Source organism: Chryseobacterium viscerum (genome assembly GCF_025949665.1).
Lineage (GTDB): Bacteria > Bacteroidota > Bacteroidia > Flavobacteriales > Weeksellaceae > Chryseobacterium > Chryseobacterium viscerum_A.
Genome location: NZ_JAPDFT010000002.1, coordinates 48,886 through 68,946 on the forward strand (window position 1 = coordinate 48,886; position 20,061 = coordinate 68,946).

The window sequence follows — 20,061 nt, forward strand, 5'->3', positions numbered from 1 at the left end:
TTTTATATCATTTTTTCAGCGGTCCGGATTCCCTGATAGAATGCTTCTTCAAAAATAGATATTCCTGAAAGATCAGAATGGGCAAAGAAAATTTTCCCCTCTACAGGTTCTTTTGCTATCCTGGTTTCTTCTCCAAAAATCTGGTTGGGAACAGGAGCAATCATGGCATGTCCTATTTTGTGAAACTGCATTTCCAGAATAAAATCTTCTATCAAAGGGTGGGCTTTCTTAAGATCATTTAAAACTAAATCTTTCAGTTCAGCATCCTTCATGGCGTAGAGCTTTTTTCTTGCTTTTTTACAGTCTCCGGTTGAAAAGCTCTTATAATGGGTAATTACTTTTTCACCCATAATCTGGTTCAAATTCTGATGCTGATCAAAGATATAGCCCAATCCCGAAGATCCATAAATCACATTATCCCAGGCCAGCTCTTCATCTCCACCAAATTCATTCTTTAACGTAATCGTTGTTAAAAGCCACGGCACATAGTGAAATGATGATGCTCTTTTTTGATTAAAAATTCTTTCATTCACAAACTGTGGTGATGCAAACAGTACTTTATCTGCAATAATCTTTTTGGTTTTCTTTTGGGTATTATCAAAACTCAGTACCTCAACTTTATCATTGATTTTCACATCAAAAACCAGATTTTCAGACATATGTTTTCCCTCTGTGTATTTTGAAAAGTGTTTGGCAAGTCTTGCATTTCCTTCCGGCCATGTGAAGACCTGATCTTTATATTTCGTGCTCCAGTTGTTCTTTCTACCTGCGAAATAATGAATTCCTGCCCATGCCGAAACGTAGTCTATACCCAATCCGAAATCGTCTCTGCAGGAATAATCCAGCAGCCAGAGAAGTTCTTCAGAGTGATAGTTATTTTCTTTGAGCCAATCTTTAAAAATGATTTTTTCAAGCTTTAAAACCTCATCTTCTCTGCTGGAATCATGTACAGGAATAGCGAACCAATATTTTCCCTGTGGATCTTTCTTCAGACGAAATTCATCCATCAACTTAAAAAAGCGGTTAAGCTCTTGCTGAGTTTCTCTTGAAATACCTTTTTGAGGAACAATATCGTTCTGCCAGGAGTTTTTATAAAACAGTCTTTCCTGTTGTGGAAAAGTCATTTGGTATTCATCAAGAATAGGTTCTCCATTCTCTTCAGTTCCCAGGCAGATTTCACATTCTTTCAGAAATTCTATGATTTCAAGGTTTTCCTTATTGGGTAAAGGTAAATAATGTGCCCCCAAAGGAAATTTTGAAAATGAATTTTGTCCGTTGGAAGAATTTCCTCCCAGATGATTTTCCATTTCAAGGAGAAGATAATCCTGTTCATTATTCTGGCTGAAGAATCTGCATGCCGAAAGTCCGGAAATCCCACCACCTACGATAAGATATTGGGTGTGGATAACTTCTGAAAACTGTGGAAAATCTTTTGCCCACAACTTATGCCCGAGAACATGGTTGGTCCCGGTGATCTTCAGCAGCAATGATTTTACTTTCTTTCTGCAATACTGCAAAAAAGGAAGCATAAGGCTACCTAAAAATATAGTTTTAAGAAAATCCTTTCTACTGTACTTTCCCCCACTCTTCATCGAAATAACGGACTAGTATCTGGTTATCCAGACGGTTAACTTCTACGTCTTTCACTTTCATATCTTTACTGAAATAAGACATCTGTGAAAAGTTATAATCATAATATTTTAACCCAGGCAGCTTTCTGTAAATCCTGTTGTTGATGGGTTCAAATGAAGCCATAGAAAACCCCCATTCTCCAAAAGACGGAACATAGGTATGATATGCTGCTGTGAAAGGAAAAATCTGATTGATTGTTTTTTCAATGCACCAGAAAGATTTCGGGGCAAAATACGGAGAGGTGGTCTGAACCACAATTTTGGTATCAAGGGTAGTCAGCTTCTCCAGTTCTTTATAAAATTGCAGCGAATATAGCTTTCCTAAGCTGTAGTTGGACGGATCCGGAAAGTCTATGATAATGACATCAAACTTCTTTTTGCTGTCTTTTACCCAAATGTAAGCGTCTTTATTGATGACTTCCACTTTAGGATTAGAAAAAGAGCTTTGATTCAGCCTGCGCATGGTTTCGTTGGTCTTGAAAAACTGAGTCATTTCTCCATCAAGATCCACAAGTGTTACTTTTTTAACGTCTTTGTATTTTAATACTTCTCTTGCAGCAAAACCATCACCACCTCCGAGAATCAGAATGTTATCAATATTTTTTGCCATAGACATCGCCGGATGTACTAAAGCTTCGTGATAGCGGTATTCATCGGTGGAAGAAAACTGCAGGTTGTTATTTAAATACAGACGGAATTCGTGAGTATTTCTCGTTAAAACAATTCTTTGATAGGGTGAACTTTTAGTATAGACTACATTTTCACCGTATAGTTTTTCTTCAGAATAAGATAAAATCGTATCTGAGAAAAAGAAAAGTCCTAGCAGAAACGCAAATGCGGTAATAGATTTTACTTTCAGTGATAAAGGTTTTGATAATTCCTTTGTAAGGTAATAACAAAGAAATATCGCAATAGAGATATTAATTAACCCAAAAAACAAAGGTGTTTTTACAATTCCCAGTTTTGGAATTAAAACCAACGGAAAGAGAATCGAAGCCAATAAAGCCCCGATATAATCGAATGCAAAGACGTTTGAAACTAAATCTTTAAACTGCACTCTGTCTTTCAGAATGTTCATCAGGAGCGGTATTTCCACTCCAACGAGACATCCGGTGAAGAAGACAAAAAGGTAGAGAACGCTTTCAAAGTGTGCGAGTGTATTAAACAAAATAAACAGCACCACAGAGCTGATTCCACCTACAATTCCCACCAGGATCTCGATCTCAATGAATTTATCAATAAGATTTCCTTTGATGAATTTCGCAAGATAGGAACCTACTCCCATTGAAAAGAGATATACCCCGATAATGAAAGAAAACTGCTTTACAGAGTCTCCTAAAAGATAGCTCGCCAGGGCTCCGGCCACCAGCTCATAAATCAATCCACATGTAGCAATGACGAATACTGAAAACAATAAAAGCAGCTCAAGAGGAATCCTCTTCTTATCCATGAATTGCCGCGCTTATAATCATTGAAATTCCGATGATAAATGCTCCAAAGACAATAGCCAGGGCTATATTTTTATTCTGAGCGATCTCATGCCATGTTTTCTCCGGTGTAAGTTTTTCGATGATGAAATAACATACAAGAAGGATTGCGATTCCTAAGAATGAGTAAAGAACCGAGTTTAATATGGGTAAGAAATTGATGTTGTCCATAGTTTTTATATTTTTATTTGTGATAGTATCTGTAAAATCCTACTCTGGAATGGCTTCTGGTAGTTCCGTCACGGTATGTTTCCGTTTTGGCACAGTCACATACCTGATTTCCCTGGTAAGTAAGGTACACAAACCAGGTCATGAAAAGTCCTCCGATCAGACAGAGAATCCAGTTTTGTCTTATGTAATTTAATATTTTGCTCATCATGATGTAGCATAAGGGGTATTTGAACTGTTTTTCCATTTATTGACATTAAAGAAATGTCTTCCTATCCACATAGCCACAAAGAGCGCAACCATTATGAATAAAATAAATCCGAAGTTCCAGAATGAAACGGGAAGCCAGGTTGCCTTGATTTTAACATCGTTATTGGATGCAATAACATCTGTTGTAAGTCTTAGCCCTTCAGCATTGATCAGAGAGTCTATTTTTGAAGTTCCAAAAGATGCTTTCACCAGTTTACCCAATTCTGTTGTATCTTTTTCTAAAGTCTTTCCATCTATGAAAGTGGTAGATTGTGCTTTATAGATATCTGTAACATCTAGAATTCCTGACTTATCTCTGGAGATCAATACTTTTGAATCTGGTGACTGAAGACCTGAAAATGCAGGTAATAAAGACCCTTCTTTTTCGGCTGAAATAAGAAAATGATATTTCCCTGAGCTTACCCCGCAAAGATTAAAGTTTTCAGACTGGCTTCCTTCCGACCAGCTTTCACCATCTTCGTAACCGTGGTATTGTTCGATATCTTTTGAAGTATATACAACTTCATTGGTATTCTCATTCACAAGGCTTAGCTGAACATTGGCCCACGAATTATCCACTGCTGAAAAAGCATTGACTCTTAATGGTGCTGAGCCTCCTGATAGGGTAAAACTTTTACTGACAAGTTCTTTATCTTTTATGTCGGCAAAATTTATTGACTGTTCAAAAACAGTCTCATTCGTTCTTGAGGTATATACATATAGCTGAAACAGACATATCATTAATGCTGCTATACAAAAAATGTTTACAGCCTGTTTAATATCAAAATAATATGGCTGTACGATTCCTACTCCTGTATAATAGGGCATATGAGCTATTTTAAAAGCCCTTTTGATATCATATTTTGAAATGTGGACTCCATAGAAGTATTGATTTTTTTTACCTACCGTCTCTTGTGAGATCATACGGGTTCCATTGACGTATTCTTTGTAAGTAGCAATACTGAAATCCAGATGTTCATCAAAAAATCCAGCTGCCGCATCGATACTGCATGGGGTATTTTCATACCAGCGATAAGTTCTTCCCGCATAACTTGCCAATTTAGAACTTTTACTTTTAAAATCAGCGGGGTGCATTGAAAGCAGGAAAACCCAATGCCCATCACTTTCACTCAGGAAAGCATCATTTCCTTTACTATCTTTTAAAGAATATTCCCGCCAGAAAATACTGTTTCCGTATTTTCTGACAGTAATTGCAACGACCGTATATTCTACACCTTCAATTTTTCCTTTTTGCCCAACGTCTAACACAACGTTTTCGGTTGGCACTTTCAAATGTTTAATTTGTTTGTTTCCGGCTGCATCAATGAGATGGGAACAGGTTTTACAAACATATTCTTCAACAGAAAAGGTGAGATCTAATTTATTTTCTGATTCGCATGCTGGGCAGACATAGTGCATTTTTATCTGTAAATTTTGTGTTTCTGAATGGTATTAGCTTTAAAATACTGAACCACTTCATCTGCAATCTGCTCTACTTTTGTGGTATTGTCCTGTGTATAATTACAAAGAAAGACATCAAAAGTAAGCTGTTTAAATTCCGGCCACGTATGGATACAAAGGTGAGACTCTTTCAGTATTACTGCGGAAGTAAAACTATCGTTTTCAAAAATATGATTGGTAACTCCTACAATTTCTACATCTTTTGTTTTCAGAATTTCTTCTGTAAACGCCAGAAAACCTTTGCTGTCTAATAACAAATCTTCTGACTCTGTTTCCAAAGTCAGAAGAATATGTAAACCTTTACTTGATAATGGGTTCAATTAATTTTTTCGTAAATATATTATTTTTTTGGAAGAAAAACCTCAGCAAGCATACATCTTGCGCTTCCTCCACCATTTACTTCAATGGTATTCAGGTCTGAATAGATAATTTCGCAGTATTTTTCAATCGCAGCTACCTGTTCAGAAGATAAAGACTGATAAGCTGTCTGGCTCATCACCAGGAATTTCTCACCTTCTTTGTTCTGAACCTGAAGCATATTTCCTGCAAACTGCTGCATCTGGTCTTCTGAAATTTCGATGATTTCTTTACCGGAACCTTTAATGGTTTCTATTACTTTTTCTCTTTCCAGTTCATCATCAATACAGTCCAGACAGATTACTACAAACTGATCTGCTACACACATCATTACATTGGTGTGATAGATAGGAAGTCTTTCTGTTCCAACTGTCTGGAAAGAATGGAAAACAACGGGGGTGAATCCGTATTTTGAACAGAATTCTCTGAACAGTTTTTCATCCAGTCTCAAAGAAACAGAACCGTAAGCAATTTTGTTATCGTGATCGAAAATCATGCTTCCTGTTCCTTCCAGAAAATGTCCCTGAGTTTCAGGAAAAGACCAGTCATCAATTTCAGCAACTTCAAAGCCCTGATCTTTGATACTTTCAATAATATCTTCCCTTCTTTCTACTCTTCTGTTGGAAGCGAACATCGGATATAAAACCACCTTCCCGTCTTTATGGAAACTCACCCAGTTATTCGGGAAAATAGAATCCGGAGTATGAGGATCCAGTGTGTCCTTTATGGTGATCACATTGATTCCTTTTCCTCTCAGCTTTCCGACAAAGGTATTGAACTCTGCCAAGGCTTTTGACTGGATATCCAATCCTGTCTGTTCTACCTGAAAGTAATTATTTTTTGCTGTTTCAGCGTTGTAACCGAATGCAATCGGCTCTATCATTAATACTGTATCTGTTGTTTGCATTTTTTTATAAGTTTGAGGGTGTTAGTGTATGAGAGTTGGAGAGGCTGAACAGCATTTTACAAATTATTCTCTTCTTTATTCACTGAAGAAAATGAACACCACTTTTCTGACTGGCTCATCATATTAACTAACATCCCTATTATTTGGTTATACTTGTTGTGCAAATTATTGTATTGCTCGTCATTCCTATAATGGCAGGCAAAAGCAAATTGAAGCCATGTTTGGGTTTCTCTTGCTTCTCCCTCCGAATCTGTAAGCTTAGCAATAAAGGATTTTTCATATTTTCTTTTTCCCCAAGCCTCACTAATATTTGCCGTTACAGATCTTGATGATCTTCTTATCTGATCTGTAAGTGAATAAAGTTCTTCCTTTGGAAAAGATTTTGAGAGTTCATAAATCAGCTGTGCAGCTTCAAATGATTTTTGAAAAACTTTTAAGTCCTGATGAAATTTAATCGTTGACATACACTACTATTTATTTAAAATTAAAAAAATATTCAAATACACCAACACTCTAACTCTCAGACCCTAAAACGCCTTCACTCTCAAACCCTAAAACTCTCCCACCCAATTATTCTCTCACAAGCGGCATTGTAGAGCATCTCAACAAACCACCCATTTTGGATATTTCTCTGTAAGGAATTTCTTCAACGGTCATTCCCCACTCGTTTCTCAAATGGTCATTCATTCTGGTGAATGCTTTATCTGAAACTACTACATCAGGAGAAATAGAGAAGATATTAGGGAACATTTCAAACATTTCTTCATCATTGATATGAAAACAGTTTTCTTCTCCGAAAATATCGATGATTAAGCGGTAGTCGCTTTCATCTACGAATCCGTTTTTATAAATGATACATTTGTCTTCTCCTACCGGATTAAATGTACAGTCCAAATGCAAAATGCCTTCAAACGGAACTTTATCGTTTTTCTTCAGTTCCAGGTCAATGATTCTTTTCTTTGGAAAATATTCTTTTAAGATTTCAATGGCATACTCATTTGTTCTTGCCGTCTTATAGTTTCTGTAATCTTCGCTGAAGCAGGTTCCGATAAAAATAAAATCATTCCATACGATAACATCTCCTCCTTCAATATGTGCTGTTTCCGGAAGGTTGATAATCTTTCTCCATGCTACTTTCTCAAAAACGCTTTTGTATGCTTCCTGTTCGTCTGCTCTGTCTGCAATCACATTAGATATAATCATCTTGTCATCAATCACAAAGGCTACATCTCTGGAAAAAACCTGGTTGTAATCTTTGATGATACTTGGGCGCAGTACTTCAACGTCATACTTTTTCAGAACTGCTTCAAAAGCATTCATTTCATTGATAATATCCTCTTCTTTAGGATAAATGTTGTGTTCGATTGAGTAATATGACTTTGCGTCATAACTTTCCTCTAGTGTAGGAACTGCTCCCAGTGAATTAGGCTGGCCTAAAACTACTGACTTCAGCCTCCCCGTTTCGTTTTTAATATTTAGTCTCATAAAGATTTATGCAATACTACAAATATAAGTAAAGGTCTCTACCTATAAAACTTTTGGATTATTTTATGTAGTAAATTTGATTTCTAAAATCAACACTCTTCAACAAAATTTCCTTGTCTGTTCAGCCAATTGCAGTGAATAGCTCCAAAAACATCTACAACTTACTATTTTCCATCTACATAAGAACAAAAAAACAGATAATTATATTATTTAATTTCCTATATTAGTGATATAATTTTCGCGAAATTATAAACCATAAAACTTAACTATTAACACCAAAAATCAAAGTTATGAACAAGAACAATCCGGTGCTGAAAAACGCACAAAAATTAGGAAGAGAGCAACAAAAATCCGTAATGGGAGGTGCACCAATTTCAACAGGCAGAAGATGCTGCGAATGGGATGACACAGGAAAATGCTATATCTGGACATGCGACAGATGCCAATGTCCATAATAAAAAATGAAAACCTGCTTTTTCAAGCAGGTTTTCTTATCTCGTTCTGTTCTCTTCTTCTGTTTTCTGGGTTTCCTTTACCTGATATTTTGAACTTCCTAGATTATAACTGAGCGAAAATACAAGTCTGCTGCTATCCCACCAATGGGTCAAGCGATTATCCATAATCTGTTTGTGCCGGAATTCCAATTGTTGTTCGTAGGAATCCAGCAGATTATTAAAGCCTATTTTAGTGTTCAGTTTATTATCAAACCATGACTTTTGAACTGATACATCTATGGTATACCTTGGCTTGATAATGTAAAGACTGTTTCCCATTTTTGATTCATAACCGGCAAATATATTCGCGGTAAATCCTTTTGGAAGTGAAAATACCTGATTCAATCTCACTTCATAATTATAGATATTCAATGCAAAAACCTCATCCAGATAGGGTCTGAATTCATAATTATAATATCCTGTGATCTGACTGGTGAGATTCCACCATTTTGTAATTCTGATTGGAAAACTGGTTTCCAAAACAGCAAAGTTCCGGTAAGGAAGATTCGTTCCCAGATATTCTAATACATTCGTTTCAGGATTGTATAAGGGATAACGTGTCATAACGTCTTTTTCTTTTCCGACTGTAAAACTTGTGATCCAGTTTTTATAGCGATAGGTAGCTTTGATCTGGCTTGTAAAGGAAGGAAGCAAATAAGGATTTCCAATCCAGTAATTTAACGGACTGAAATAAAACCGGAACGGATTAAGCTGTGAGAAAACCGGTCTTGTTATTTTTCTACTGTAAGAAAGGGAAAGTTCGCTGGACTTGTTAAAAGTATAATTTGCACTTAATGATGGCAGCCATTTCAGATACTTTCTTGCAACAACAGAATCTACAGTAATTGCATTGGAAATACTGTTTGTATTTTCAAATCTTAGGCCTGCATTGATCTGTAAGTTTCCCATTTTCTGCCTGTATGCCAGATAGCCTGCCAAAATTTTTTCTTTATATGAAAACACATTACTTCTCGTAGGATCAAAGACAAACCGGTTTCCGGCAGACAATGTATCATACCTGATATTGTTTTGGGTGTCTGAATTGCTGTATTTCACTCCCGCCTCAAGATCTGCATTATCCATTTTCTGAGAAACATCTATCTGAGCAGTATAGATATTTATTTTATTAATCAAGTCAGATTTCCAATAAGAAAGAAGATTTGCTGTAGCCTGATCTTTATTGATAAAATCATCATTCTGTTTGTTTTTAACTGAAAGATAGTTTCCTAAAAAACTGAGTTTAAATCCTTTACTTTGAAAAGAATAATCGGTGGTGATTCCATAATTATTCTGTAAATAATAGGTGGGATTTTCACTGACTGTATTCAATACTGTTTGGGTTTCACTTTTATCGGTAGTAAAAAGTGATCCGTTTCGGGCACGGTCATTGTTCCTGAAGTTACCTCTCAGATTAATCCCTAGTCTGTTTGTATCATTCAGCCTGAAATCAGCTCCCATCTGAATATTGTAGACCTTCCCGAAATCCTCCTGATAGGTATGGGTACGCATAATATTGGTATTTGCCAGCCGCTGCAAAGCCTGATAACTATAGGCTGAAATACCTTCATTATAGCCTGTCTGAAGGCTGTATGTCACTTTTCCCGTATGATAAGATGTATTGAATGTATTTTCCCTGTAGTTGAATTTATTAATATACACATTACCATTATAGCTGGCTTTCCAGCCGAGACTGGTATTCTTTTTTAATTTAATATCAATAATTCCTTTAAATTCTGCATCATATTTTGAAGAAGGATTGGTATTTACTTCCACAGATTCTACCATTTCAGGTGATAAAGACCGTAAATAGGCCTGCAGCTCCTGATTACTCATCACAACAGGTTTTCCATCAATAAGAACAGCCGGAGCAATTCTTCCGCCAATAAAAATTCCGTCTTCCTGATCTACTGTGACACCAGGTGTTTTTCTTAAAACATCAAGAAGATGGATAGAGGTTTTAAAGTCTTTGTTTCCGGCAACAGAGACAACCAGGTTTCCATTATTCAGTTTCATCCTTCGTGGAGCTGATTGAAGAATGACTTCTGAAATATTCGTGGTGGAAGATTTTGCTTGAGTCAGAGAATCCGAAACGTTGCTTTTTACAATTTCCTGTGCCTTACCAAAAATTGAGAGAAACAACAGGAGTAACAAGAGCCACAATTTGATAATCATAAATATTAAATTTTATGAAATCAAAAGTATTGGCTTGCTGCAACAGTATGGTTTTGAAATTGAAATTCCGCAGTACTGAATTATAAATTTGAACTCTGAAACCTTGGCTCAGTAAGGCTTTGAGACTGCTTATATAAAAGAGGGGTTGTATTTTTAATTTTCTTGAAGGTTGAAAAGAAAGTTGACTTGGAATTAAATCCGACTTCATACCCGATCTCTTCAATTTTCAGATAGGAACCATTTTCTATTTTTTCGCAGGCTTCATTGATCCTGTATTCATTGATGCAGGTCGCAAAACTTTTCCCCAAATTATCATTCAGCAATTGGGAAAGCTGATGGGCTGACATATTCATTCTTGAAGCAAGATCGCTCAATTTTAAATTTGGATTTTTATAGAGTTCTTCCGTATCCATTAACCTTTCTAATTTTGATACAAAACTATCCACCTGTTCTCCGGGAATCTTTTTATTGGAATATTTTTCTGTTTCTTTTACCGGAAGCTGCTGATATTTTTTATTAAATAAAATCAAAAAGTTGGCATATAGCACAAACGAGAACACAAGACTTCCACCTGCACAATAGATTTGTACCCAACCTGTAGAAATCAATTGATACGTTAAAAAGATAATCACATTACTCACCAGAACCGGAAGAACAAATTTGTTTGGACTTTTATGATTCTGTTTAACGAAAATATAATACTGATAGACCGCAAGAAACACAAATGCGGACCAAACGGTATAAATAAAAGTACCAAAATAGTGATCCCATGTAATGGGGAAGATCAGATATAATAACCCTACTACTCCTAAAATAAGGGTTAACATTCCAAACCATTTCTGACAGTTCTTCCAGTCAAACTGATCTTGTTTAAAGGAAGATTTCACGTAATAATATAAAGCTGGTCCGGTGAAAAATAGTGCAGATAGTCCTAAATGCGGAACAATTCTGGGCAGATCAGGATAAAAATAAATACATACAGAAATTCCTACCCTTGAGCTTAGCATTAAGAGAAGAAGCCCTAGAAAAAAATCGGGGAGGTATTTCAGTTTTTTAACAAACAGCAGATAAATGCCCAGCAGAAGTCCATTGAATGCTCCTACTGCACTGAAGAAAAATAACATCTGTTGTCCGAAAGTCATGATAATCCAGTTATTTATTTTTTATACAATGGGATAGTAATACTGCAGCTTCTTATAATGCCTGATTATTCAATCATTCGGCTTTGAGCTCCCAATAATTTCATAAAAGTAAAATTAATAAATTATTGAATCCAATTTCATCAATATATATTTTTTTCTAAGAAATATTGCAGATTAATATCTCTTTTCCATCTGCATATTCTTTACCCCATTCACATAAGTTTTTCAAAATCGGGATAACGTCTTGTCCTTTGTTTGTGAGTACATACTCAATTCCGGCAGGAGTAGTATCGGGAATTTCTTTTTTAATAATAATTTTATGGGTTTCCAATTCCTTTAGCTGTCTCCCCAGAACCTGTTCAGAAATATTAGGCAATTCTTTCTTTAAAAGGTGAAACCTGTTATTTCCCTCCGATATCGAATAAATAATTTGTGACTTCCAACGTCCACTGATGATACTTACTGCGGAATTCAGTTCACAAATACCAAACAAAAACTGTTCGTTTGCCGCATTGGTTGAAGTTTCTTTTCTCATAATTATCACTCACAATTTTGTTCGTCATTGTAATATACGAACAGCTTACAGAAATTTACATTAAAATTACAAAATTATGAGTACAAAAAACATCCTGTTGATTATTGGTCTTGTAATAAGCCTACAACTGCTCAAAGCGCAGGAGAAGTGGATTCTGAAATCCGAATTTATGTCAAAACCGGATACGATATTTGTTTTCAAACCTAAAACCTATAACGAGAAAGAGAAATATCCCTTAGTATATTTATTACACGGGTACAGTCAAAATTATCGTCAATGGTCACAAACAACTAATCTTCAGCAGTTGTCTGATCAATACAAAATGATCATCGTCTGCCCGGATGGGTTTACCACATGGTATATAAACAGCCCTTATGATAAAGGGGCAAGAGCTGAAGATTTCTTTTTTAAGGAACTGGTTCCCAAGGTTCATAAAAATTTCAATATTGACAAAAAAAATATTTTCATCAGCGGGTTGAGTATGGGAGGATATGGTGCTATCCGATATTTTTTGCTTCATCAGGATTATTTCAATACTGCAGGAAGCACAAGTGGCGCTTTTTCTCTGGATCCCAATATCATCAGAAATGCAAGCTTGCAATTCTTCAATACAACAAGGATTACTGATGACCTGAACAAAATATTAGGTTCACCGGAAGAATGGAGCCAGTATAATATTTCAATACTTTTGAAAACCTATAATAAAGGAAATCCTATTTTAATAGATTGTGGTTCGGAAGATATACTTTATCCTTCCACCATTGAAATCAGAGATATTGCTGATAGTCTGAAAATTCCCATTACATTTATTTCTCAACCGGGAAATCATAATACAGAATACTGGAAAAACTCCATTGAGTATCACTTTATTTATTTCAGACAACATTTTAAATAAAAAGAAACCCAAAGCAAGCTTTGGGTTTCTTTTATGGTATAAGCAAATATTATCTGCTTGCGATGTCGATGTAGTTTCTTTCCTGAGCACCTTGGTAAACCTGTCTTGGTCTTCCAATTGGGTCTCCTTTCAGTCTCATTTCTTTCCATTGAGAAATCCATCCCGGAAGTCTTCCTAATGCAAACATTACTGTAAACATTTCTGTAGGGATACCTAACGCTCTGTAGATGATACCTGAATAGAAGTCTACGTTTGGATATAGCTTTCTTTCTACGAAATATTCATCTTCAAGAGCTACTCTTTCTAACTGCATTGCAATATCAAGAGCTTTATCCTGAATTCCTAATGCTTTAAGGATATCATCAGCAGCTTTCTTGATGATTTTTGCTCTTGGGTCGAAGTTTTTGTAAACTCTGTGTCCGAATCCCATTAGACGGAAGCTATCAGATTTATCTTTAGCTTTAGCAACATATTTAGATACGTCACCACCATCTTTTTCGATCAGTTCAAGCATTTCAATTACCGCCTGGTTAGCACCACCGTGAAGTGGTCCCCAAAGTGCAGATACCCCAGCAGAGATAGAAGCGAAAAGACCTGTGTGAGCAGAACCTACCATTCTTACTGTAGAAGTAGAACAGTTTTGTTCGTGGTCTGCGTGAAGGATTAATAATTTATCTAAAGCATTTACAACTACCGGATCGATTTCGAAATCAGCGTTTGGTAATCTGAATGCCATTTTGTAGAAGTTCTCTACGTAGTTTAGGTTGTTATCCCCGTGGTTTAATGGTAAACCTTGAGTTTTTCTGTAAGTCCAAGCACAAAGGTGAGAGAACTTGGCGATCATAAGCTCTGCAGCATGATCCATTTCTTCTTTAGAGTTTACGTTAACTGCTTTTGGGTTGAAAGCTGTCAAAGCAGATGTCATAGAAGATAAAACTCCCATAGGGTGAGCAGAACGAGGAAAAACATCAATGATTTTTTTCATTTCGTCTGCGATGAAGTTATATTTTTTAATATTATTGTCGAATGAAGTAAACTGATCCTGAGTAGGTAATTCTCCATGTAATAAAAGATACATTACTTCAGTAAAGTTAGATTTTTCAGCAATCTGCTCGATTGGATAACCTCTGTAGAATAATTCTCCTTTATCTCCGTCTAAGTAAGTGATGTCGCTAATGGTAGCTCCTGTATTTTTGTAACCTAAATCCAGAGTGATCAAACCTGTCTGGTCTCTTAATTTTGAAATATCAATCCCTCTGTCTCCGATAGTACTATCCACGATAGGATATTCATATGAATTACCGTCGTAATTCAATATTACTTTGTTGTCTGACATTATTTATTTATTTTTTTTAAATATACCACTTTCCATAAAATACGGCAAACTAAAAATTTCGCTTGCCGTTATTTATAAATTCAATTAATTATCTTTTGATTTTAAAAGCTTCCAATCCTGGGAAAATCGCAGTTTCGCCTAAAGCTTCTTCGATTCTCAACAACTGGTTGTATTTTGCCATTCTGTCTGATCTTGAAGCTGAACCTGTTTTGATCTGTCCGCAGTTCATTGCTACTGCTAAATCAGCGATTGTAGAATCTTCAGTTTCTCCTGATCTGTGAGACATTACTGAAGTGAATTTGTTGTTCTGAGCCATTTGTACCGCAGCCATTGTTTCAGAAAGAGAACCAATCTGGTTTACTTTTACAAGGATTGAGTTTGCAATACCTTCTTTTACTCCTCTTGATAATCTGTCTACGTTGGTTACGAATAAATCATCACCTACCAGCTGTACTCTGTCACCGATTTTATCAGTTAACATTTTCCAACCTTCCCAGTCATCTTCCTGCATACCGTCTTCGATAGAGATGATTGGATATTTAGCAGCCAATTCTGCAAGATAAGATACCTGCTCTTCTCTTGATCTGTGAGCTCCTTTATCTCCCTCAAATTTTCTGTAATCGTAAGTTCCGTCTTTGTAGAATTCTGAAGCCGCACAGTCTAATGCCAGCATGATGTCATCACCAGGCTTGTACCCTGCTTTTTCGATCGCCTGAAGTAAAGTATCCAAAGCATCCTCAGTTCCGTTGAAAGTAGGTGCGAAACCTCCTTCATCTCCTACAGCTGTAGAAAGACCTCTTCCTTTAAGGATAGATTTCAGGTTGTGGAAAATTTCAGTTCCTTTTCTCAATGCGTGAGAGAAAGAATCTGCTTTTACCGGCATGATCATAAATTCCTGGAATGCGATAGGAGCATCTGAGTGAGATCCACCATTGATTACATTCATCATTGGAACAGGAAGCGTGTTTGCGTTTACTCCTCCTACATATTTATAAAGTGGCATTCCCAATTCTGCAGCAGCAGCTCTTGCTACGGCTAAAGAAACACCAAGAATAGCATTAGCACCAAGATTTCCTTTGTTAGCCGTTCCGTCAAGATCAATCATAATCTGATCGATATAGTTTTGTTCAAAAACTGGTTGTCCAACTAAATTCTCTGCAATTACTTCTTTTACATTTTCAACAGCTTTCAGAACTCCTTTTCCCTGATATTCTGAACCACCGTCACGTAATTCTACCGCTTCGTGTTCTCCTGTAGATGCTCCTGAAGGCACAGCAGCACGGCCCATTGCCCCACTTTCTGTAAATACATCTACTTCGATGGTAGGGTTACCTCTGGAATCTAAAATCTGTCTTGCTTCTATATAAGAAATTGCACTCATTTTTTATTTTTTTTAGTTTAGACAAATTTAATCAAAATTTAACTTTCAGGGGTATTTCGAGGGATTTTTTTGAAATAAATCCGAGTTAAATTTTAGTTAATTTATATTATGATAATTCCACAATTTCTTTGTGCTGGATTGAGGATTTAAAATAGGGAAAGAATGATAAAAAAACTCACCTCTTAAAATTTTAAAAGGTGAGTTTTTATTTAGTAATTATTACGCTATTCTTTTTTCATTGCATCAAAATTGAAACTGACATTTAAGAAACCAAAAAGATTATTGTTTTTAATGTCATATTTTAAAATCAACGGAATCCAAAGGTTTTTTAAAATTCTTATTCTTAAATCTGCATTGGCTAAGAACTGGTCATTTTTTTCATCTGTCATTATTCCTGAAACAATTCTTTTATATTCAAAATTAGGTTTAAGTTCCACAATAGATTTCTCCTTCGTTTCCCAAATTGAAATATTTAGTCCTAATTGTGACGAAAATTCTTTCCGTTTTATAACAGAAGTTGTGATACTGTCTTTTGCTTTAAACTGATTCCGGAAGTCTATTTCCAATTTACTTCCCTTCTTAGATTTTAATCCTTGCAGATAAACCAAATTGGCATCAAACTCGTCCAAGAACTTAGAATCCTTTTGAAAATTACTATGGAATCCTACAGTTAATAAAGGCCGCCTTTTTAACTTCCCTAATTCATCTTGAAAAGTATCTAAAAATTGTTTAGCATCTATTCCATCTTGCTCTTCCAGCAATATCTTTTTAAAATCTTCCGGCAAGTTATCTATTGGCAAGTAATACTGTTTTTCAATAGAAGCCTTTGCTAATTTCTCAATTTTCTGATAGTTTTCAGGAGTTGCTACATTTCTATATTTTTGTAAGGCAAAAATTAAAGCAGAACTTAATTTGGCAAAATATTTACCGGATTCATACTCTTCTCTGGCTAAACTGGCTATAGTTGTATCTCTTTTGTTAATGATTGCCCAATCGAAGCCATAATTAAATCCTTTAAATTTATAGTCATTATCGAGGTTTAATCCTATTTGTATCTGAAAATTTCTATAAAAGGTTTCTCGTTTACTTGCATAGTTATAGTCAATTAATAAAGTACTATCAACTTTTGATCTCAACGAAAAAATGTTTGCTTTAAATTGAAAAGATTTGTTTTCGCTTGTTAATCCTTTAAAAGAAGCCTGCATATAATCAGTCAATACATCTTTCCAGTTTCCCGATTTTGTTTCTTCAATCTTTTTATAAAAATCATCTGATTTTAAATCATTTTTAGTTAAGGCTCCATTCTGGGCACAAACCAATAATACATTAAAGAAAAACAGAACAATCCCTAATTTATGTATAAGTGTTTTCATGATTCCTTTTATTACTTTACTTTAAAATGATACGTCAATAAATACCCATTCCCTTTTCTATTGGCTGGATTTAAATCAGAGTCCTCACTAAGGACAATATCTCCATCAATTTTCACTCTTGTATTTCTATCTGCTGATAATGGATTCGACCCAATTATATAAAGATCATAATCTGCTCCCTCTTCTAATTCAAATTCTTCAGAAAAAGTTCCTTTTTCTGTTTGTTCAAAAAGTGGTTCTGTACTCCCTTTTTTAAAAATTTTATAGATAATTCCTAAAATTGAAGTGCCACCTGTTACTGTAATATTTAATGTTATAGTTTTCATGATATCAAGTTTTTTAAAGTTATTATTATTTATTTTCTGGGTGTAGGAGATAAAAGCCCGGCTAAAGCTCCTATGGCTCCAGATGAAATGGTAGCAAAAATAGTTACCAGCTGATTATCTTTGGGTTCTCCACCACTCCATGCAGAAATTAGAATAAGTCCTGCAATAATTCCAATAATTGCCAGACCAAGCATAATGACTATAATTCTATAGATCCAATAATCTGTACCTCTCCCATTCCGGATTTCCACATTTCTTAAGGCTTCTATGGGATTGGTTTTAAATTTCTCCTGAAGATCAGTGTTGTTTTTTAAAGCAGCTTCCAAATCTCCAATACTGTCGTTAATTAAAGTTTTCATGGCTGTTAATTTTATATATCAAATTTCCCTCTAAAAAACATACCTGTCAATTACACAAAAGGGTAATTTTTATACTATTATTTTAAAAACCAGGCAGGTTCCGGGGTTTTCAGATGAAATATGACATTCACCGGATAATTCATTCATTCTTCTTTTCATATTTCTGAGGCCATTTCCTTTTGGCAGGTCCTCCTGAATACCGATTCCGTTATCTGATATTTTCATAGAAAAGTTATTTTCTTTCTGTGAAAATGAAAGTTTCAATGTATCAGCATGGCTGTGTTTGTATACATTATTCACCGCTTCTTTTAAGCAGAGAAAAAGATTACGTCTCATTTCAGTAGAAACAGGAGTTTCCGCAGTGATATCTTCACATTCTGAAAGCAATATTATTTTTGTTTTCTTTAAAAAGTTTCCGGTATACAATATTGCATAATCAATAAAGCTTCCCAACGTATCATTTCCAGAATTCAAGCTCCAAAGCATTTCCCGCATAGAAATATTCATTTCTTCAGAGGTTTTCAAAAGTTCATCAATGTCGCTTTCCAAATCGTCATCTGTAGCTTTCTGTTTCAGAAATTCTGCCTGAAGTTTCAGGGCAGAGATTCCCGCCCCCAGATCGTCATGCATATCGTGGGAAATACGTTCGCGTTCCAGTTCGAGAACTTTTTGTTTTTCGAGTTCTTTCTGCAGGAGCTGGTTTTGGTGTTCGGCTTCTTTGAGCTGTTGTTCTTTCAGATATAAAAGCTGTTTTCGGTTGTACATTAATACGATGAAAATTGTAAAAGCAACCAAAAGCACCACTAAAAGTAATGCGATTAAAAAAATAAGTTTTATTTCTGAAGGTAAAGACTTCATTTTTTATTCATTGAGTTATATTTATGTAAAGCAATATAAAATAAACCACCGCATACAATATTGATTACATTTAATATTTGTTTCAGCAGTTTTAGAAATGGCTTATCAATTTCATTCAGCAGATACATGGGGATAATCCTGAAAAGAAAAAAACAACTCCATAAAAGTATCGAGGTTGAGATCCAAAAAACGGGATCGTCTGTAATTTTCGACTTATTAATATTATTTAATTTATAACTGCACCAATACAATACCTGTAATATATTGATAACACAATACGTAATAGCAATATTCAAATTATATTTATCAACATAAAAAAGTTCAATATTCAATATTGTTACTATTAAGACGATTGTAGATATTACAACAGCTATCTTCCTATTTTTAAAGTGTCGAAAATAAAAAATGATAAAATAGAAGCTATTGTAAAGATTCAAATAGTTATACTGAATTGATTTGGTTGAAATAATATTAATTTCTGAAAAAAAATCTACAACAAAATTTACGATGAGATATAACAAAAAATAGTCTTGAGAGGATATTTTTTTTCCTCTCAAAACTATGATTCCTTTTATCAACACCATAAAAGAAATGATATAGTAGGCTGTAATAAGCATTTTATGGCTCTAAACTTCCCTGATCATAATATGGGAAATCTGCACTAAGTAATTGTTTATTATTATCTGAAGGCATAGTTGCCAAATATATTGACTGTTTTCCTGCTCCAAAACTTACTGTCTTTTTTCTTCCAATGCATGGTATAAAGTCAAGTCTGGAAATACTTTTTTTAAGACATCCTTCCAGGTACATATGCATTCTATCAATATATTGTTTTACGAGAATCAACTCATAGCGTATAGAATTTGCTACATAAGCGTCGTTGGATGCATTAGTGAGTGTTCTCCCTAAATTCGTACTGTCAAATCTTCCTAATTGGGATGCATCTACCTCATAAAATCTATCCAGGTTAAAAACAAAATAATGTTTATCCAACTTAGTTGTATCTGATGCCTCATGGAAGGAAAGGCTTGCATATAAGTATCCTTCTATACTTTTTAGTGCTAATTGATTTTCAGGCATCATCCTAGAAAATTCACTAATTGTAGTATTTGTAAGTTCTCTAAAAGATATTTTCATTATTGTATACCCCTCATTCAAATGGTCCCTAACAAGGGTTTCAAATAATTGAAAATCTATGTACAATTCCTGGCTAATATCAGGAGCCCTCTGCTCAAACAACGCTCTATTTTTTAAGAATTCATCATCGCCTATAGGATGGGTTACGAAAAAGTCCACCCCATTCTTTGTAATATAATCCTTTATCCATTGCTCACGTTCCGTAAACTCCTTCATTTCATAGAAGTCTTTAATCGTTCCTTCCTTTTGCATCGCAATAATAGCAGCCTCCAGAGCACATTTAAAATCATGCAATTCTTTTTCCATTG

At 35.1% G+C, this 20,061-nt stretch carries 21 protein-coding genes; 2 read left to right on the forward strand and 19 right to left on the reverse strand.

Annotated elements, in window-relative coordinates; all coding sequences use genetic code 11:
* Positions 1-2: 2 nt before the first annotated feature.
* The 9 genes from OL225_RS14335 to OL225_RS14375 form a co-directional block, all read right to left on the reverse strand.
* Positions 3-1,529, reverse strand: coding sequence for an NAD(P)-binding protein (locus OL225_RS14335; RefSeq protein WP_264518729.1), 1,527 nt, complete (start codon positions 1,527-1,529; stop codon positions 3-5).
* Positions 1,530-1,566: 37 nt separating this feature from the next.
* Positions 1,567-3,081 (reverse strand): polyamine aminopropyltransferase, encoded by a 1,515-nt coding sequence (locus OL225_RS14340; protein WP_264518730.1) that lies wholly within the window; start codon positions 3,079-3,081, stop codon positions 1,567-1,569.
* The gene (locus tag OL225_RS14345; protein WP_045491052.1) at positions 3,074-3,289 is read right to left on the reverse strand and encodes a DUF350 domain-containing protein; all 216 of its coding nucleotides are present in this window, start codon (positions 3,287-3,289) and stop codon (positions 3,074-3,076) included. Before OL225_RS14345 ends, OL225_RS14340 begins: the two co-directional genes overlap by 8 nt.
* A gap of 13 nt (positions 3,290-3,302) precedes the next feature.
* Complete coding sequence (locus OL225_RS14350; protein WP_047376601.1) at positions 3,303-3,497, reverse strand: hypothetical protein; 195 nt, start codon at positions 3,495-3,497, stop codon at positions 3,303-3,305.
* A complete protein-coding gene (locus OL225_RS14355; RefSeq protein WP_264518731.1) occupies positions 3,494-4,822 on the reverse strand; it encodes a DUF4178 domain-containing protein in 1,329 nt (442 codons plus the stop codon). The genes OL225_RS14350 and OL225_RS14355 overlap by 4 nt, the downstream gene beginning before the upstream one ends.
* A gap of 134 nt (positions 4,823-4,956) precedes the next feature.
* Positions 4,957-5,316 (reverse strand): S-adenosylmethionine decarboxylase family protein, encoded by a 360-nt coding sequence (locus tag OL225_RS14360; protein ID WP_223598563.1) that lies wholly within the window; start codon positions 5,314-5,316, stop codon positions 4,957-4,959.
* 20 nt (positions 5,317-5,336) lie between these two features.
* Positions 5,337-6,260: a citrulline utilization hydrolase CtlX gene (gene ctlX / locus OL225_RS14365; protein ID WP_264518732.1), complete on the reverse strand. Its 924-nt coding sequence runs from the start codon at positions 6,258-6,260 to the stop codon at positions 5,337-5,339.
* A gap of 56 nt (positions 6,261-6,316) precedes the next feature.
* Complete coding sequence (locus OL225_RS14370; RefSeq protein ID WP_264518733.1) at positions 6,317-6,724, reverse strand: four helix bundle protein; 408 nt, start codon at positions 6,722-6,724, stop codon at positions 6,317-6,319.
* A gap of 106 nt (positions 6,725-6,830) precedes the next feature.
* Positions 6,831-7,745 carry a dimethylarginine dimethylaminohydrolase family protein gene (locus OL225_RS14375; RefSeq protein ID WP_034694718.1) on the reverse strand — a complete coding sequence of 305 codons (915 nt, stop codon included), beginning with the start codon at positions 7,743-7,745 and terminating at the stop codon, positions 6,831-6,833.
* A 290-nt stretch (positions 7,746-8,035) separates the two neighbouring features.
* Between OL225_RS14375 and OL225_RS14380 the strand changes: the two genes are divergently transcribed.
* Positions 8,036-8,200, forward strand: coding sequence for a hypothetical protein (locus OL225_RS14380; protein WP_156118387.1), 165 nt, complete (start codon positions 8,036-8,038; stop codon positions 8,198-8,200).
* A gap of 36 nt (positions 8,201-8,236) precedes the next feature.
* Here the strand turns inward: OL225_RS14380 and OL225_RS14385 are convergent, their stop codons facing one another.
* The 3 genes from OL225_RS14385 to OL225_RS14395 form a co-directional block, all read right to left on the reverse strand.
* On the reverse strand, positions 8,237-10,411 hold the full coding sequence (locus tag OL225_RS14385) for a TonB-dependent receptor domain-containing protein (RefSeq protein WP_264518734.1): 2,175 nt from the start codon (positions 10,409-10,411) through the stop codon (positions 8,237-8,239).
* A gap of 80 nt (positions 10,412-10,491) precedes the next feature.
* Positions 10,492-11,553: a helix-turn-helix domain-containing protein gene (locus OL225_RS14390; RefSeq protein ID WP_264518735.1), complete on the reverse strand. Its 1,062-nt coding sequence runs from the start codon at positions 11,551-11,553 to the stop codon at positions 10,492-10,494.
* Between the two features lie 157 nt (positions 11,554-11,710).
* Positions 11,711-12,088, reverse strand: a complete 378-nt coding sequence (locus OL225_RS14395) for a winged helix-turn-helix transcriptional regulator (RefSeq protein ID WP_047376594.1) — start codon at positions 12,086-12,088, stop codon at positions 11,711-11,713.
* A gap of 76 nt (positions 12,089-12,164) precedes the next feature.
* Here OL225_RS14395 and OL225_RS14400 point away from each other — a divergent pair, with 76 nt between their 5' ends.
* Positions 12,165-12,983, forward strand: a complete 819-nt coding sequence (locus OL225_RS14400; protein WP_047376593.1) for an alpha/beta hydrolase — start codon at positions 12,165-12,167, stop codon at positions 12,981-12,983.
* A 49-nt stretch (positions 12,984-13,032) separates the two neighbouring features.
* On the opposite strand, the gene OL225_RS14405 is transcribed toward OL225_RS14400, so the two are convergent.
* From OL225_RS14405 to OL225_RS14435, 7 genes are all read right to left on the reverse strand, one after another.
* Positions 13,033-14,319, reverse strand: coding sequence for a citrate synthase (locus OL225_RS14405; protein WP_264518736.1), 1,287 nt, complete (start codon positions 14,317-14,319; stop codon positions 13,033-13,035).
* An 88-nt stretch (positions 14,320-14,407) separates the two neighbouring features.
* A complete protein-coding gene (eno, locus tag OL225_RS14410) occupies positions 14,408-15,700 on the reverse strand; it encodes a phosphopyruvate hydratase (protein ID WP_047376592.1) in 1,293 nt (430 codons plus the stop codon).
* Positions 15,701-15,924: 224 nt separating this feature from the next.
* Positions 15,925-17,073, reverse strand: a complete 1,149-nt coding sequence (locus OL225_RS14415; RefSeq protein ID WP_264518737.1) for a hypothetical protein — start codon at positions 17,071-17,073, stop codon at positions 15,925-15,927.
* 11 nt (positions 17,074-17,084) lie between these two features.
* Positions 17,085-17,399: a hypothetical protein gene (locus tag OL225_RS14420; protein ID WP_047376590.1), complete on the reverse strand. Its 315-nt coding sequence runs from the start codon at positions 17,397-17,399 to the stop codon at positions 17,085-17,087.
* A gap of 29 nt (positions 17,400-17,428) precedes the next feature.
* A complete protein-coding gene (locus OL225_RS14425) occupies positions 17,429-17,758 on the reverse strand; it encodes a hypothetical protein (protein WP_264518738.1) in 330 nt (109 codons plus the stop codon).
* 69 nt (positions 17,759-17,827) lie between these two features.
* Positions 17,828-18,616: a sensor histidine kinase gene (locus OL225_RS14430; protein WP_047376588.1), complete on the reverse strand. Its 789-nt coding sequence runs from the start codon at positions 18,614-18,616 to the stop codon at positions 17,828-17,830.
* A 618-nt stretch (positions 18,617-19,234) separates the two neighbouring features.
* The gene (locus OL225_RS14435; RefSeq protein WP_047376586.1) at positions 19,235-20,059 is read right to left on the reverse strand and encodes a hypothetical protein; all 825 of its coding nucleotides are present in this window, start codon (positions 20,057-20,059) and stop codon (positions 19,235-19,237) included.
* Positions 20,060-20,061 lie beyond the last annotated feature (2 nt).

Coding starts and splice junctions, on each gene's coding strand:
- OL225_RS14335 (WP_264518729.1), bottom strand. CDS start 1,529: ATGCTTCCTTTTTTGCAGTATTGCAGAAAGAAAGTAAAATCATTGCTG.
- OL225_RS14340 (WP_264518730.1), bottom strand. CDS start 3,081: ATGGATAAGAAGAGGATTCCTCTTGAGCTGCTTTTATTGTTTTCAGTA.
- OL225_RS14345 (WP_045491052.1), bottom strand. CDS start 3,289: ATGGACAACATCAATTTCTTACCCATATTAAACTCGGTTCTTTACTCA.
- OL225_RS14350 (WP_047376601.1), bottom strand. CDS start 3,497: ATGATGAGCAAAATATTAAATTACATAAGACAAAACTGGATTCTCTGT.
- ctlX (WP_264518732.1), bottom strand. CDS start 6,260: ATGCAAACAACAGATACAGTATTAATGATAGAGCCGATTGCATTCGGT.
- OL225_RS14370 (WP_264518733.1), bottom strand. CDS start 6,724: ATGTCAACGATTAAATTTCATCAGGACTTAAAAGTTTTTCAAAAATCA.
- OL225_RS14375 (WP_034694718.1), bottom strand. CDS start 7,745: ATGAGACTAAATATTAAAAACGAAACGGGGAGGCTGAAGTCAGTAGTT.
- OL225_RS14380 (WP_156118387.1), top strand. CDS start 8,036: ATGAACAAGAACAATCCGGTGCTGAAAAACGCACAAAAATTAGGAAGA.
- OL225_RS14385 (WP_264518734.1), bottom strand. CDS start 10,411: ATGATTATCAAATTGTGGCTCTTGTTACTCCTGTTGTTTCTCTCAATT.
- OL225_RS14390 (WP_264518735.1), bottom strand. CDS start 11,553: ATGACTTTCGGACAACAGATGTTATTTTTCTTCAGTGCAGTAGGAGCA.
- OL225_RS14395 (WP_047376594.1), bottom strand. CDS start 12,088: ATGAGAAAAGAAACTTCAACCAATGCGGCAAACGAACAGTTTTTGTTT.
- OL225_RS14400 (WP_047376593.1), top strand. CDS start 12,165: ATGAGTACAAAAAACATCCTGTTGATTATTGGTCTTGTAATAAGCCTA.
- OL225_RS14405 (WP_264518736.1), bottom strand. CDS start 14,319: ATGTCAGACAACAAAGTAATATTGAATTACGACGGTAATTCATATGAA.
- eno (WP_047376592.1), bottom strand. CDS start 15,700: ATGAGTGCAATTTCTTATATAGAAGCAAGACAGATTTTAGATTCCAGA.
- OL225_RS14415 (WP_264518737.1), bottom strand. CDS start 17,073: ATGAAAACACTTATACATAAATTAGGGATTGTTCTGTTTTTCTTTAAT.
- OL225_RS14420 (WP_047376590.1), bottom strand. CDS start 17,399: ATGAAAACTATAACATTAAATATTACAGTAACAGGTGGCACTTCAATT.
- OL225_RS14425 (WP_264518738.1), bottom strand. CDS start 17,758: ATGAAAACTTTAATTAACGACAGTATTGGAGATTTGGAAGCTGCTTTA.
- OL225_RS14430 (WP_047376588.1), bottom strand. CDS start 18,616: ATGAAGTCTTTACCTTCAGAAATAAAACTTATTTTTTTAATCGCATTA.
- OL225_RS14435 (WP_047376586.1), bottom strand. CDS start 20,059: ATGGAAAAAGAATTGCATGATTTTAAATGTGCTCTGGAGGCTGCTATT.